General features: G+C 48.9%; 12 protein-coding genes and 1 riboswitch. Of the genes, 4 read left to right on the forward strand and 8 right to left on the reverse strand.

Annotation, left to right across the window (positions count from 1 at the left end; genetic code table 11):
* Nucleotide 1: 1 nt before the first annotated feature.
* The 5 genes from RF679_RS11580 to RF679_RS11600 all read right to left on the reverse strand — a co-directional run bounded on the left by RF679_RS11580 (nt 2) and on the right by RF679_RS11600 (nt 6,578).
* Entirely contained in the window at nt 2–1,021 is a 1,020-nt protein-coding gene (locus RF679_RS11580) for a FecCD family ABC transporter permease (protein ID WP_309480787.1), read from the reverse strand.
* Between the two features lie 100 nt (nt 1,022–1,121).
* Nucleotides 1,122–2,990: a TonB-dependent receptor domain-containing protein gene (locus tag RF679_RS11585; protein ID WP_309480788.1), complete on the reverse strand. Its 1,869-nt coding sequence runs from the start codon at nt 2,988–2,990 to the stop codon at nt 1,122–1,124.
* A 134-nt stretch (nt 2,991–3,124) separates the two neighbouring features.
* A riboswitch (cobalamin riboswitch) is annotated at nt 3,125–3,348 on the reverse strand.
* A 112-nt stretch (nt 3,349–3,460) separates the two neighbouring features.
* Nucleotides 3,461–3,811, reverse strand: coding sequence for a PilZ domain-containing protein (locus RF679_RS11590; protein WP_309480789.1), 351 nt, complete (start codon nt 3,809–3,811; stop codon nt 3,461–3,463).
* 225 nt (nt 3,812–4,036) lie between these two features.
* Complete coding sequence (locus tag RF679_RS11595; protein ID WP_309480790.1) at nt 4,037–5,713, reverse strand: hypothetical protein; 1,677 nt, start codon at nt 5,711–5,713, stop codon at nt 4,037–4,039.
* The gene (locus tag RF679_RS11600; RefSeq protein WP_309480791.1) at nt 5,706–6,578 is read right to left on the reverse strand and encodes an ABC transporter ATP-binding protein; all 873 of its coding nucleotides are present in this window, start codon (nt 6,576–6,578) and stop codon (nt 5,706–5,708) included. The genes RF679_RS11595 and RF679_RS11600 overlap by 8 nt, the downstream gene beginning before the upstream one ends.
* Before the next feature lie 293 nt (nt 6,579–6,871).
* On the opposite strand from RF679_RS11600, the gene RF679_RS11605 reads away from it, so the two are divergent.
* Nucleotides 6,872–9,235 carry an ATP-binding protein gene (locus tag RF679_RS11605; protein ID WP_309480792.1) on the forward strand — a complete coding sequence of 788 codons (2,364 nt, stop codon included), beginning with the start codon at nt 6,872–6,874 and terminating at the stop codon, nt 9,233–9,235.
* A 57-nt stretch (nt 9,236–9,292) separates the two neighbouring features.
* A complete protein-coding gene (locus tag RF679_RS11610; RefSeq protein WP_309480793.1) occupies nt 9,293–10,219 on the forward strand; it encodes an alpha/beta hydrolase family protein in 927 nt (308 codons plus the stop codon).
* A gap of 53 nt (nt 10,220–10,272) precedes the next feature.
* Here RF679_RS11610 and RF679_RS11615 read toward each other — a convergent pair whose 3' ends face one another.
* Nucleotides 10,273–10,824, reverse strand: a complete 552-nt coding sequence (locus tag RF679_RS11615) for a cytochrome b (RefSeq protein ID WP_309480794.1) — start codon at nt 10,822–10,824, stop codon at nt 10,273–10,275.
* An 88-nt stretch (nt 10,825–10,912) separates the two neighbouring features.
* Nucleotides 10,913–11,503 (reverse strand): nucleotidyltransferase family protein, encoded by a 591-nt coding sequence (locus RF679_RS11620; RefSeq protein WP_309480795.1) that lies wholly within the window; start codon nt 11,501–11,503, stop codon nt 10,913–10,915.
* Nucleotides 11,504–11,734: 231 nt separating this feature from the next.
* On the opposite strand from RF679_RS11620, the gene RF679_RS11625 reads away from it, so the two are divergent.
* Nucleotides 11,735–12,955, forward strand: a complete 1,221-nt coding sequence (locus RF679_RS11625; protein ID WP_309480796.1) for a sensor histidine kinase — start codon at nt 11,735–11,737, stop codon at nt 12,953–12,955.
* Nucleotides 12,948–13,748, forward strand: a complete 801-nt coding sequence (locus tag RF679_RS11630) for a LytR/AlgR family response regulator transcription factor (RefSeq protein ID WP_309480797.1) — start codon at nt 12,948–12,950, stop codon at nt 13,746–13,748. Before RF679_RS11625 ends, RF679_RS11630 begins: the two co-directional genes overlap by 8 nt.
* Here the strand turns inward: RF679_RS11630 and RF679_RS11635 are convergent.
* Nucleotides 13,720–14,664 carry a DoxX family protein gene (locus tag RF679_RS11635; protein ID WP_309480798.1) on the reverse strand — a complete coding sequence of 315 codons (945 nt, stop codon included), beginning with the start codon at nt 14,662–14,664 and terminating at the stop codon, nt 13,720–13,722. The two genes, RF679_RS11630 and RF679_RS11635, sit on opposite strands and share 29 nt — an antisense overlap.
* Between the last annotated feature and the right edge of the window lie 90 nt (nt 14,665–14,754).

Consider the following 14,754-nt stretch of genomic DNA (forward strand, 5'->3'; position numbering starts at 1 on the left):
CTTAGCGCCTCCTCAATTGGTGCAATTGGAATAAGAAGACCGGAACGCCGATCAAGGCCGTGATCACGCCAACCGGTAACTGATGCGGTGCGGCGACCGTACGCGCCAAGGTGTCGGCAAACACGAGGAAAGCGCCACCACCTAGACTGGCTAATGGGATCAATAAACGATGATCTGGTCCAAACTTAAAACGGCAAGCATGAGGAATAATTAAACCGACAAATCCTATGCTACCTGCTGTGCTCACCGCACTCGCGGTCAACAAAGCAGCGCAAACAAATAAAAGTTTGCGTAGTGCTCCCACATTCACGCCAAGAGCGCGGGCATTATCAGCATGCATCGCCGCGATATTGATGGCACGGGACTTCAATAACATCAAACCCGCAACGCCGAGCCAAATCGCCCAAGCCAGATAGCGCGGTTGGGTATTCGACAAATCGCCAATCATCCAAAACACCATGCCGCGCAAACTTTGATCAGGAGCGATCGACAACAACAGCGTCACCACCGCACCGCAACCAGCGGCCACAATGACGCCCGTCAACAATAGTAAGGGCGCACTGCCTTCAGCACTACCCGCGCCACGAAAATCACGGTAAGCCAGCGCAAACAAAAGCGCGGCCACACTCATCGCGCCGCCAAATGCAGCAAGGTCAACCAGTGCTCCAGCGCCGACGAACAAAATCACAGAAAGCGCTCCAACCGAAGCGCCACCTGATAAACCAAGCACATAGGGATCCGCGAGCGGATTACGCAGCAAGGCCTGCATCAAAACGCCGGATAAGGCCAGCGTCGCTCCGGTGACAAACGCACATAGAGCGCGAAACAAGCGTAGGTCGAGCACGCTGCTGGCAAGACTCGTGTTCTGGCCTCGCAATACATCTTGGAAAGCACCGATCAGTTCAGCCCAGCTTAAGCTGACTGAGCCAGTGATACAGGCAAACAGGATGCTCAGCAAAGAGAGCAAGCACATAGCCGTCAACAGGGCGATGGCACGACGTGCTGTCATCAATTGCGGCATGTTGATCTCCTCACTTTGTAATCTACCTTGATGGATGAGATCATCCAGCACGACCACAACGACATGTTGGCCGCACTAGATTGATCTCACACTGTCCTTCTTAGTTCGACCCCATACTCAGAGCAATAAAGAACTTCGAGCCTGGCGTATTGTAATTGCGTGCCAACTCATACTTCTTGTCTGCAATATTGTTCCAACGCGCGAGTACGCTCCAATTTTTGGCGAACTGATAGCTGCTCACCAAGTTCAAAAGACCATAGCCACCTAAACGGTTCTTGTTGGCTTGATCGTCAAAACGTTCGCCCGACAATACGTTCTCAATGCCGAAACTCCATTGATTCCAACGATAATCAGCACCCAAGGTTGCATGTTGCTTTGCGCGGCGAGGCAAACGATTACCGGTCAAATCGTCTTTAGGATCTTGCAAGTCGACACTAGCACGCAAGCGCAACTGGTCAAGTTTGGTACTGGCAGCAAAGGTCCAACCCGACAAGCTTGCTTTGTTGATGTTATAAGCGCAGCCATATTTGTGGGTACTCTGTTGCACTGGGCATGGGTTTGCAGTCGCTAACAAATCAGTGACTTTATTGTCGTAATAAACGCCGCTAAAGCTGTTGACATTGTCATCGTATAGAAAACCGATTTCCTTGTTCTTTCCAAGTTCTGGGCGGTTGGTTGAGATACCGTATCCTGGGTAATACAATTCATTAAAACTTGGAGCGCGGAAGCTTGTTCCATAGCTTACATTCGCACGTAAATTTTCAGTCAAGCGATAACCGTAGGCCAAGTTATAAGTATTGTGAGATCCGAATTGAGAACTTTGGTCACGACGCACACTTGCGGTGGCCAAGTGAGCCTCTTGCTTCAAGGTGTAGGCTGCTGCATAAGAATTGGTATCACGCTCACCAGAAACACCCGCCGTAGTCGTTGTGACATCTTCATTACGTTTTTCCGCGATCAGTTGCAAGACGTCACGTCCGAAACTGATATTGTTCTGCCAGGTCCAGCCTCGTTGCAGTGTTTCCGCTGAACTCTTGCCGTAAGAAGCATCGGTGAACACGCGGTCGTTACCACGTGCATATTGCAATTGAGTTTGCCAATCGCTGCTGAATTTACCCTTCAAAAATACCGCTGTATTTTCTAACTTTTGTTGATTGCGATCGTTGTAACTAGGTCCTGCGTCAAATTGCACATCGAGCGTGCTTTGCAGAAAAGTCACACCGAGCTTCCAATCGCTGTCAAATTTCCACGTCATATTTCCGCTGGCGCTTTTTTGCGTATAGCCATCTTTATCGAGATTGTAGGTGTACGCGCCTGCACCAGGTTTCGCTGCACTGAAGCCATCACTGCTTTCACGTGCAGCATTCAAGGCATAGCTAAAACTGCCGGCATCAGAACTAAAAATACCAGCATTCCACCTGCGCAAGCCATCACTACCGACGCCATAGCTGGCATTTGAGGTCGCTGCTTTGCTATCTTTTTTGGTGAACAGTTGAATCACGCCGCCCATAGCGTCAGCGCCATACAAGCTTGATAAAGGTCCGTACACAACTTCAATGCGCTCGATCTGTGCTAAGGGAATCGTACTCCAGGTTGCACCACCGGTCGTCGAAGCACCGATCCGCACACCATCAATGAACACCACACTTTGCGCATTACCTGCACCGCGAATAAAAATTGAGGCAACCGACCCCGCGCCGCCGGTACGTGAAATTTCGATACCTCGTTGTTGCTGCAAAAGATCGACCACTGTAGTCGCACCGGAGCGCGCAATTTCTTCAGCGGTGATCACCAAATTGTCGGCCAATACGTCTTTCGCGACTTGCGCCTGACGTCCTGCAGTGATAACAACCGTTTCGTTCGTATCGAAGTTTGCGGCCATTTGTGAAGATTGTGAATTTTGCGCTTGAGATGGGAATGCCGCAGCAACCGCAGCAGCGGTGGCCAAGAGTTTGAAAAAAGAGTTCATACACATTTTGAAAAGTAAGGTCACAAGCAACCGAGATCCCCGTTGGGTGCTTGACTACAAAATGCGCGACGAAGGGTATCAAAAGAGAACAACGGCAAGAGCGGATCTTGACGCACTCGAACATCCCCGTTCGCGGCACTTCACTTATTTTGGCCGGTATCCGGGCTGACAAGCATCACCTTCGAACCTTCCCATGCACAAAGCACAGTGGTCTTGAGCGGAGGCTGGCAGGAATATCCTGCGCTTGTTCACCGTTGCGGGGGCAGCACACGTTGGCAGATACTAAAAATCGCGTCGTGTTTCCCGTTTAACCGCCAACATGACTATGTCGGCGAGCACCAAAACGTGCACATTTTAACGCGTAAGCGAATCAAGGACAAGGTAACAGAATGACCCGGAAGTGTTCAATTGATGAAAACCTATGCGGCGTCAAGAAACGTCATGAAGGGTGTTATCTGCAATCGCCGCAACTAAGGGTCCAACTTACTCGTCAATGAAACCCACGCAGCAAGAAGGTCTCGATGGAGTTCTGAGATCTCAACAAACTTGACGCCAACACGGAAAAAATCGCCACTGAGAATGCAATGCAAGACATGAACCTTACACGGCACCTTATACATCTCACGAATGTGATCAATGTGCGGAATTTCCAGCATCATTTGGTAGTCACGTGTGATTGCCGCTGGCTGCGGGCATTGGAACAAAATTCCCGAGTCAGAAATATTGATGACTTTAATCGGCAAAATAGAGCCATCGGCGGCGCGAAATGCGCCCCGCCATGTGACATTAATACGAGGACTACGTCTTAACTCTAAGGCCATACTGTCAATCGGGATTAGTCATTACTTAAGAATAAACTTTACGCAAGGCAATATATTGCGTAACGTTACCACGACTTCCGCAGCACAACCGCAAATAAGTGCAAAAAAGACAGGAAGCGCTGAAAGCGCTTCCTTATTTACAACACTCTTTCTTGTTAAGCGATCAAGCAATAGATCTGGAGAACTGAAACCTCACACTTTGTGATTGCATCAATGAATCGCTATTTACGCTTTGCGCGACTTCCAAACATGATGGACGACCAAGGCTAACAAGGAAAGGCCCCCCATCTCCGCCAACAAACTCACCGTGGACATGGTCGCCGAATGGTTGTAACCAAATAAATCAACGATACCAATTTTCGTCGCTTGACTGGCGATATAAGTCCAAAACAAGAAGACTGCTAAGAAAGGACGGGCGTTGCGAGTGAGGCATCCCAATGCTGTCGCCATCGCGCTTACGGCGAAGATCGCCAATACCATAACTTCAACAAAGAAGAACTGACTAGCAGCCAAGCGTGTCATTGATACACCGACGAACATGAAAGCCAAGAGAACGCAGGCGCAGTAGTGACGAACCAGACGCCGCGTACTTCCACCTTTTGCCACGCCAGTGAGGCTTTCCATTCCAGACTGGAAGTCGCGGGTGCTAATGTCGGCAATCAGCATTCCCCACGCAAGCACACCAAAAATTTGAACGACCACCAATTCCTTCAAGCCCACGCTCAAGCTCAACACATTCAAAGCGATTAAAGCGATCATCAGTATGGGCGCTGAAATTAAACTCAAAGCCACTTCGGCGATCACTTGGCCTATTGCATTTGGCAAGTACACCGATACCTTCATCAAGGGCTTCGCTATAAACGATAAAGGACGCGTCCAATCGTTCAGCATTTGGATTGGATTACGACGACGACGTGTTTGAGAAAGCTTAATCTTGTCGGATGAATAGCGGTGGAAAGTACGAACGCCAATCCAAAACGGCAGCAATGCTGTCAAGGCTGAGCCAACTCGCAATAAGGCCAATTTCAAAGTCCACAAGTTGCTCGGAAGGCGCCAAGGCTCCAAGGCGGGATCAAAGCTGCTGCCACCGAGTGAAAAGTTCGATGTACTGGTGTACGATTGGATATTCAGAATCGCCGTCATCAATCCGGTAAAGTCAAATACGAACAACAGCTCGCCTGCCAAGCCACTCGGATGAATAATCTTCGTCAGCAAACTCATCTGCGCAACCCATAAGATGAAATACAAAAAGTCACCAAGCTTGCCCATCAACCAAGGCACACTGTCAAACAGAATCGCGATACCGGTGACGTAACAAGCCAAGGGCAGATAAACCAAGGTGTAGGTCTGTAAGTATGGCCATAGTTCCAGTCCCGGTTCACCGCGCACCAACTGCAAGACCATGACGGTGAACATGCCGGTGTAGGCCAAGAGCATGAAGTAAGCCACGCCAGCAATCCAACGACTCACGAGAAATACCGAATTCGGAATCGGACTACTACCAATCAAACTTCCGATTCCGGTTCGCACATCCTCAGCGACGCGACCACGCAATAAGTAAAAGCCCGCAAATAGCATAATGATGCCGAACAAGCAGGCACTGCCGAGAGCTAAGGCCGAACTGGTATAGAGCGTGCGACGATGGTTAATCACCATCATCGACACCCCGCTAGCTGGATCAGAAATGATGTTCCAACTAATCATGACCATCAAGAACAGTGCAAACAAGGTGGTCCAACGTCGCGCGCGCAAACGCAATTCCGTGGCGATTAAGATTTTCATACTTGGCCAATACGCACGCATAGCTGAATTTTGATTGAGATGATTCGACACCGACCATGTATTTTCGAATGCTTTGATTGGTGTCATAGTGGAAGCAGTATTCAGACTTGGATCAGACATGAGCGACCTCCTGCAGAGAGTAGCGTTGCGCCATTAAAGCGTCTTCCAGATTCGGCTCGCATGCTTGTGCTGCCCCCAAAGGTGATCGAGGGTGCGCAAAACGCACTTGATATTGATCGCCTTGGCGTATCGCCTGCAACACATTCACTTCCGCTTTCAAGGATTCGAGTTGTTTGGCATCGAGATCAACCGTCCAAATTTGACCACGTGCCTGTGCGATCATATTTTCTGGCGTATCAAAGCCAATCAGGCGTCCTTTACGCATAATGGCGAGCTCACTGGCAACACTCTCAACATCGGAAACGATATGGGTCGACATGATGACTAACTTATCGTTACCCAATTCAGCCAAGAGATTCCTAAAGCGCAAGCGCTCTTCTGGATCCAACCCTGCGGTCGGCTCATCAACCACCAAAATATCGGGATCATTGAGGAGTGCCTGAGCGATTCCTAAACGACGACGCATACCGCCAGAAAACTGCGCCGCATTACGATGCGCATGCTCGCTCAAATTCACCAACTCTAATAAATCACGAATGCGACCGGGATTTCTAACGCCCTTCAGACCAGCAAAATATTGCATTAATTCGAGAGCGCTTAAATTCGGATAAACACCAAAATCTTGCGGCAGAAAACCAAGACGGGTGCGCATCGCATCAGGATGTTTGACGATATCAACGCCTTGAAAAGTAATGGTGCCGCCAGTCGGTTTACTCAAGGTCGCAATCATTTGCATCAAGGTCGTTTTGCCTGCGCCATTGTGGCCAATCAAGCCAACCACGCCACGCTGCAACGATAAACTCACATCATCCACCGCTTTAAATTGAGGACCAAATTGCTTGACCAGATTTTTAATTTCTAACATATGAATCTCCTTCGTATTCGTGCCATGAGTGGTCGATGGTGGAACGATACGAAATCGTGGAGAGTGCTGCATTCAGTTTGAGATAAAGCGCAAAACGACGGGCATAAAGCGGAAAAAACGGTCACGAATGATGTTTAATCGATTGCACTTCGTCTTATCAATTCCTTACATTTCATTAAAATTCAATAAACTTTGTTCTTGAATACAACAAAGTCGATCAGCAGACGCGCCACGATCCGGACAGTTTGCATGGTTTGTGATTGAATCTCTCTATCGCATTCTGATCTTCGCTCATGCATAAACCACAGCTCAACATCGAAACCGAAGCTTTTTTGAAATGGCGCTGGTTAGCGACCTGGCTGCCCTTTCTCATGTTGATGGGATTCTTGGTTGTCACAGAATTTGTCGTATTCGAAGAGCGCCAACGTCAAATCGCCCTGCGTCAGCAAGCCCTCTTCAGCCACACGGGCGAGATCCGGGTTTTAATTGAATCCGAACTGAATTCCAGCATCCATTTGGCGACGGGCATGGTGTCCTACATTCAAGCCAAGAATGGGAAATACGACAAGCAAGAAATCCAAGCGTGGATGCAAAATCTACAAAAGTCCGAGACCAGCATTCGTAATATCGCTATTGCGCCCGATAACCGTATCCAGTTAGTAGCGCCACTTGAAGGTAATGAGTCAGCGATAGGGCTGTACTATCCGGATAACCCCAGTCAGTGGCCGGCTGTCGAAAAAATTATTCGCGAGCGCAAACCGACCTTAGCAGGCCCTTTCGAACTCAAACAAGGCGGAGTTGGTTTAGCCTATCGCGTTCCCGTGTACCTCAGCGGCGACCAGTATTGGGGCCTGGTCAGCACAGTTCTCAAAGCGGAATCTGTTTTTGCCAAGGCGGAACTGCGAGCCAAAGACTTAGATATCGCAGTCGCTTTGATCGACCAAGAAACAGCGAACGGCAACAAGCCAGCCAAACAAATTTGGAGCACCAACAACTTCAACGATAACAACGCACTTTCTTTCCGCATTGAGGTGCCTGGTCGAGACTTGGCACTCCAAGCGCAATATCTCAATACGTTAGAGAATCAATGGTATTTGTGGGGGCTAAGGATATTAGGGTGGATCACGGGCGGCATCGTCTCCGTTCTGGTCTTGAGAATTGTGCGCTCCTACCGACAACAAAAACTGGCGACCATCGCCCTCAGCGAGAGTCGTGAACAATTCATGCGTGCCTTCACGACGGCACCACAGGGCATGGCCTTACTTGGTATGGATGGAAAATGGTTGCGCATGAATCCGACATTGCTGCAATTACTCCAATTTGAAGAAATCGATTTACAACAATCGAACAGCGTTGATCTCGCAGCAGAATTACATACCGAACGCTTACTACAACATTGGCGCCAACAGGATGAGTCGAGCTTGCAATACGAAATACCTTTGCATCGAAAAGACGGAACTCAAATTGACTGCATTATTAGTATCGCACTGGTCGAGAGCAAGAAACTCGTACAGTCTTATTGGATCTTGCAAGTGATCGATATCAGTGCTCGTATCGCAGCGGAAGCGCGTCTGCAAGACAGTGCCGAATATACACAGGCGATTTTGGATAATGTCGCTGACGGAATTATGAGTATCGATTTACAAGGCAAAGTAAAGACCATTAATCCTGCGGGTTTAGCGATTTGGAAAATGCCGGAAACCCAGTTTGTCCGAGAGAGTTTTATCGATCGTCTGCAATGTCACGAGCGGCCACAAATCTACGAGCAACTTCAGCATTTTCTTGAGGGCTGCGCATTACTACGACCAGGGCAAATTGCTCCGCTCAATTTCGAAACCCAGATCACCGATCAATACGGCGACAAGATCGATATCGAAGTCAGCATTACCGCCACCGAACGAAAAGATCACGTGGAACTGATCGTCGTCGTGCGCGATATCAGCGCCCGCAAACGCCTAGAAATCATGCAGAGTGAATTCGTTTCGATTGTCAGCCATGAATTGCGAACGCCACTGACATCGATTATTGGATCTCTCAAGTTAATCGACGGTGGCGTATTCGGAAAACTGCCGGTGGGGCTCGAAAAGATGGTGAGGATTGGTCTACAAAATGGCCAACACCTTGCTTTGATCATTAACGACATTCTCGATATGGACAAACTTGCTGCTGGCAAGATGGAGTTCACAATTGACGACCATGCGCTTGACCCATTGATCGCCACTGCAATGGAAAACAACCAAAGTTATGCCAAGCAATATCAAGTTCATTTTGACTATCGCTCGGACCCAGCTTTGTCGGTTCGTTGCGATGCCCAACGATTTCAACAAATCATGTCTAACCTTTTATCCAACGCTGCCAAGTATTCCAAGCCCGAAGGCAGAATCGATATTTTAGGTGAACCGATCGAGCAAGATGGAAAGCCTTTCATCAGGATCTCGGTACGTGATTATGGCGACGGCATCCCGCAACAGTATCAAGATAAGATTTTCAAGAAGTTCTCCCAAGTTGACGGTAGCAACACACGCAAAAAAGGTGGTACAGGATTGGGGCTATCGATCTGCAAAGAAATGGTGCAGCACATGGGCGGCAGCGTAGGCTTCGAATCACAGGAAGGACAAGGTTCCTGCTTCTATTTCTACTTACCTACGATCGCGTGACCCAATTTCAAAGAATGGGTCAACAAAATCTCAGGAAGACCTAGTATGAGGAAGAAAATGATGGCACCTCTAAAATCAACACATACTTACCGCAGCGTCGCTGCTTCACTGATCGGTTTGTTGAACATTTCTGAATTGAGCGCTCAGACCAGGCTGGAGGCAAGAATAGAAACACGAGCCAAGGCCAGAGCTGAGATTAGCGCGCAAGACGTGCAAGACTTGATCCGGGCCGATGGCGCAAACACCCGCGCCGCGCTTTACCAAGTCACCAACTGCAAAGGCATCGCCGTCATTTCACACGGCGCGGGCGGCTCGGAATCGGGCTACAGTTACCTCGCCAAAGCACTACAAGAACAAGCCTGGTTCACCGTCGTTCCCGGTCATCGAGAGAGTGGTATCCCAGCACTGCGACAACAAATGAATGGCAAAGGCATCAAAGCCGGCTTGGCAAATCTAATTACTGATGCCAGCGCCTACCGTGGTCGCTTCATGGATATCGAAGCTGCATTGGCTTATGCGCGTCAACACTGCCATACAGACACCACGGTGTTAATTGGACATTCTATGGGGGCAGCCACCACCATGTTGCTTGCCGGAGCGCACAATAAGCTTGCACTGCAAGCTCCTTCACTCCCCTTCGACGCTTACGTCGCCATGTCGCCGCAAGGTGTCGGCAGCATTTTCCCCAGCCATGCGTGGTCTGGCATCAGCAAGCCCGTCATGACGATGACAGGCACCAAAGATACCGAGCTTGGCGGCTTGGCCTGGGAGACGCGTTTAGATCCCTTCAAAGACATGCAGCCTCCTTGCAAATGGAGTGCTGTGATCGATGGCGCAACGCACATGAGCTTTAGTGGTATGACACGTGACAAACAAGAAAAAGAGTTGATCATCAGCACGACGCTGCATTTCTTAGATCAAATAAAAAACCGGCAGTGTTCACTGCCGGCGGTGATAGCGGGAATTGAAATCAAGTCCAAGTGAGTTCGGCAAACCATCAATCCAAGAACTTCATTCCTCCTTCACTCCTTTTGCCTTTAATCCATTTTCCCACGCATACGCTGGAGCGTTTGATCTTTATCGATCACATGATGCTTCAGCGCACCGATCACATGCAAAGCAATCGCGAGGATCAAAATCCAACCTATCACTTCGTGTGCCTCATGGGCGAAGTCTGCCAAACTTTCATTTACCGGAACTACTTCGCCTGGTTTGTCTGGCGAAGGATGCGCTGCCGCTAAGGGTATGCCAAATAATTCAAAGCCGTGCCCGCTCATTGATGAAAACACCATGCCTGAAATCGGCATCAAGAGCGTACCGAGCAATAAAGCATAATGCGTCAACTTCGCTAAGATTTGCTCATACCTTGGATAGTCGCCGACTGGCTCCGGCCACCCTTCTTTGATACGCCACAGTACACGCGCCACGGCGACCGGAAAAATCAAAATACCGAAAGACTTATGCCAAGGGTACAGAGCCCAAGCATCTGTCTCCGCCATATAAATGCCTACCGCCAAGAGCACGATCATTGTCGCCGCAATAATCCAATGCAGACTGATTGTGAGCTTACTGAGTCTTTGAATCGCCATTTCATCCACCTCTTCTTTCGCTATCAATTTTATTCAATTTTGATCAATCGTATTTATGAACATGAGAACCTACGAACATACTTTCCCCTCAAAGATCATCGAGCCACACGAGTTGTGACCAACGCCGCTCCCATTGCTTCGTGAGACGCCTGATTGCGAAAGCTTCACGATCAAGGCAGGCAACATTACGTCGCACACACAGAGAAAACAAATCCTGCAAACCGTATGGAGCGTGAATTTTCACTTGACCACTCTCCTCCAAACTCACGCCCACGCAGGTTGCGATTTCAGGCCACGACGCTATCGCACTTATCAAATCAGGAAACGGAGAAATAGCACGCCCCAAATGTACTGCTAGCCATCGATGTACGTGGGCTTGATTCACGACATCCCATTCAAATTGAGGAAACGCATCGTGCATGTGGGCTCGTATCGCAGCATCATCGTCGCTTGAACTCGGCGTATCATAATAGATAAGATCCCAATCAGGAACGTGGCTTGGCACCTTCATACCATGCAGTTCATCCCACACCAAGGCACGAATCGCACCGGCACCGATCGCCCACGACGACAAATCCAATTTCTTGGCATGATCAAGCACCGCCATCATGGTGTCATGCTGATAGATTAAATCCAATAAGATTGCATGACATTCGCTCTCTGTAAGCAAACACTTCATAGACGATACGTTTAACGATTCTAAGGGACACATTTCAGATCATATCAAATCGACGTTGCCAAACAAGTATCTCCCTGTTACGAAGCAACTATGTGATCAATGCGGAAAAAGGCGTGACTAAGACTCAGAGCGCACAACAAATTCACGGGGCAAATGATTTATACTCAAACGATGAACTCTACCCAATCACCCACATCGTCAAACACCTTCGATTCGCTCACCGTGGAATGCGTGACTGCATCAAAGATCGTGAAGGTCCTCGCGATCAATTTACTGATTTGGCTGAGCATTTGCACCATAGGCGCGGCTGGCAACTATCAAGACAATCTCCGCTTCGCCAATCAAGCTCATCACGCGCGCTCATTCGTCGAGGTTTGGTTAGCATGGTTGAATGGACACCTTCCCTTATTTATTCTCAGCAGTCTTCTTTATCTTAGCTTACTCTGGCGGCCCCGCTTGCTCGCGAATGCACGCGGTGTCGTCCGCACCTACTTGGTATTGGCGTGTCTCTTTTTCCCTTTACATATGCTGTACATTGCTATCCCGGCATGGCAGCGCAAAACGGGCGAACATTCACTGGCGGGCCTGATTCAAGGAGTCATCGATCATGACAACTTCACTTGGTTTCTCGAATTCGCATGGTTTAGCGGTACCTTCGCCGTAACTCTTGCCGTGCGCATTTGGCATCTCAGTCAAAGCCGGGTGATACAACTGCAGCGCACTGAACAAAGTAATTTGGAACTCCGACTAGCGCTTGAAAAACAAAGGCTCATTATTCTCCAACAACAGCTGGAGCCGCATTTTATCTTCAATGCATTGAATGCCATTAGTGCTTTAGTCAGACTCAAAGAGAGTAGCATCGCCTTGCACGGCATCCATCAACTCAGCGCATTACTGCGTTACGCTTTGCTCGCAAGTAAACGAAAATTCGTCACGCTCGACGAGGAAATGCGCTTTATCAGCGATTATCTTGGCCTACAAAAATTGCGCTACGGTGATCGACTTGAGTTTCAGTATGAGGGCTATGATGATCACTTCGACAGCTTCGCCCATATTGCATGCCCACCTCTACTCTTACAACCGCTGATTGAAAATGCGCTACGCCATGACTTAGACTGTCACGACGAATGTGGTCGCATCACGATCCATTTCAGTACGATAGAATCTGCCAACACAAACGCTCTCAGACTGTGCGTACACAATACTCGAGGCCATCAAGTGGCGAGCAATCCCGGCACAGGTCTTGGCTTAGTACAAACCCAGGAGAGACTCGCGGCACTGTATGGATCGACTGCCCATATCGAAGTCGAAATGCAAGAGAAGTATTTCCAAGTGTGCCTCACCATTCCACTGATTTCGTATGATCCTGATGAGACCGTGGTGGATGCTGACTTAATTTCAAATTCAGCCTCGAATTCAAATTCAGATTCAGACGCAAAAGAAAATGTCTAAACCCATTCGATATCTGATTGTCGACGATGAAATTCTGAGCCAACGCAATCTCAGCCAAGCCATCACTGAGCAGTCTTATTGGCAACCGCTTGGCACTGCCTCATCGGTGCCGCAAGCCCGAGAAATCTTGACGCAAGACCTGCCTGACGTGATTTTTCTCGACATCCAAATGCCACGCGAATCAGGGCTGAGCTTGGCGAGAGAATTGATGGGCAGAGAGACGCCTCCCTTAATTGTCTTCGTCACCGCTTTTGATGAACATGCGATCGAAGCCTTCCGCCTCCACGCGCTAGACTACTTGCTCAAGCCCATCAATGATGTACATCTCAGGCAAGCCATCGATCGCGCCGAACAAATGCTGCACTTTCAGCAGCAAGCCCATCTCGCACAATCGCTGCGTGAGATGTTTCAGGATGAATACAAGAACGACGAGCCAAGCACCGAACCCAGCAAAGCATTTTGGGAACACATCAGCATTCGTTCTATCGGACGTATCGATCGCGTCGCCGTGAAAGACATTGTGTGGGTAGAGGCACAAGGAAACTATGTGCTATTGCACTTGCGCGACGGTCGCATGATGTATCGTGCATCGATGTCGCAACTTGAGAAACATCTCGCCCCACATGCCTTTATCAGAACCCACCGCAGCATCTTGGTGCGTACACATGAAATTAGTTCGCTGCAAGTGCTCGCCGATCATAGTTACGAGGCGGTCTTAAAGAATCAAGTTCGCTTACCGATTAGCGAGCGTCATCTCGCAAAAGTCAAACAAGCTCTGAGCCAACCACAATAGTCGGATTTACATTCACGCGTTTCTTGAGCCTAGTTTGGTCAATTCCGCAAAGTAGCAAAATGACTGTTAATAACGCGACATATTCCATCCCATCTTTGTCACTCCCAGACACAATCCACCCTTGCTGTGCGTGATGAAAGACCAGTGCGAGGACGTTCAACGCAATCAAACAGAAATATGCGCAACGCTGATGACGACCTAATGCAATCGTTGTTAATGCAAGTCCTTGCAAGATCGTCGCTGCAATTGCGATCCAGGTCGGCTGCGGAAGAAAACTCGGCATTAAGAGCACCATATCCTGCACGCTGCCAGTAACGACTCTATGTACTACGTGGATGGCTATCAAAATGAGCACTGTCCAACGCAATAACTGCCAACTGAGTACGGCTAATTTTGTAGCGCCGCCCACACTTCTTTCACCCTTCAAACCAGCAAGCGCATGATCAATCCCTACGCCCCTTGTCTGTGTTTGCTTAGCCAAGCTTGAAGCTAAACGTGGCCTCCAATACGACCGCCATGCAAAAATCCGACTAGGCTGATAACGCAATCCGATTGCGAGAAAGCACATCACTAGGCAGACAGCATATTCAGCACCATTTTCTATACCGCCGCTTTGAAACCACCCGAAGCGTGAGTGATAAAAATAAATGGCGCAGGTGTAGATGATGGCAAAACCATAGCTCAAGATGCTCACAAAAAATCCTGAGGCGAGTAAGAGGCTGCCAAACAATTCCATCGCTTGCAACACCAACACGAGAAAATATCCGGCAAAGATCTGCCCTTGCATATTTTCCGCAAACGTCAATACTGTTCCATCGAATAGACGATGCCAACCATGAACGCTGACGAGCAGCGCCAGGAAACAGCGCAACAATATCCAAAGGCGCTCTTCGTCGAAGGTCTTAGTCCAATGCATTTCGCTTACTCCTGATCGAGGTGATTCGCTAAACTGCAATCACGATGACAAGAGTATGCACGAGCAAAAAATCGTGTTCAGTTACTTGGG

Origin of the sequence: Undibacterium cyanobacteriorum, assembly GCF_031326225.1 — a bacterium.
Taxonomy (GTDB): domain Bacteria; phylum Pseudomonadota; class Gammaproteobacteria; order Burkholderiales; family Burkholderiaceae_D; genus Undibacterium; species Undibacterium cyanobacteriorum.

Coding starts and splice junctions, on each gene's coding strand:
- RF679_RS11580 (WP_309480787.1), bottom strand. CDS start 1,021: ATGCCGCAATTGATGACAGCACGTCGTGCCATCGCCCTGTTGACGGCT.
- RF679_RS11585 (WP_309480788.1), bottom strand. CDS start 2,990: ATGAACTCTTTTTTCAAACTCTTGGCCACCGCTGCTGCGGTTGCTGCG.
- RF679_RS11590 (WP_309480789.1), bottom strand. CDS start 3,811: ATGGCCTTAGAGTTAAGACGTAGTCCTCGTATTAATGTCACATGGCGG.
- RF679_RS11595 (WP_309480790.1), bottom strand. CDS start 5,713: ATGTCTGATCCAAGTCTGAATACTGCTTCCACTATGACACCAATCAAA.
- RF679_RS11600 (WP_309480791.1), bottom strand. CDS start 6,578: ATGTTAGAAATTAAAAATCTGGTCAAGCAATTTGGTCCTCAATTTAAA.
- RF679_RS11605 (WP_309480792.1), top strand. CDS start 6,872: ATGCATAAACCACAGCTCAACATCGAAACCGAAGCTTTTTTGAAATGG.
- RF679_RS11610 (WP_309480793.1), top strand. CDS start 9,293: ATGATGGCACCTCTAAAATCAACACATACTTACCGCAGCGTCGCTGCT.
- RF679_RS11615 (WP_309480794.1), bottom strand. CDS start 10,824: ATGGCGATTCAAAGACTCAGTAAGCTCACAATCAGTCTGCATTGGATT.
- RF679_RS11620 (WP_309480795.1), bottom strand. CDS start 11,503: ATGAAGTGTTTGCTTACAGAGAGCGAATGTCATGCAATCTTATTGGAT.
- RF679_RS11630 (WP_309480797.1), top strand. CDS start 12,948: ATGTCTAAACCCATTCGATATCTGATTGTCGACGATGAAATTCTGAGC.
- RF679_RS11635 (WP_309480798.1), bottom strand. CDS start 14,664: ATGCATTGGACTAAGACCTTCGACGAAGAGCGCCTTTGGATATTGTTG.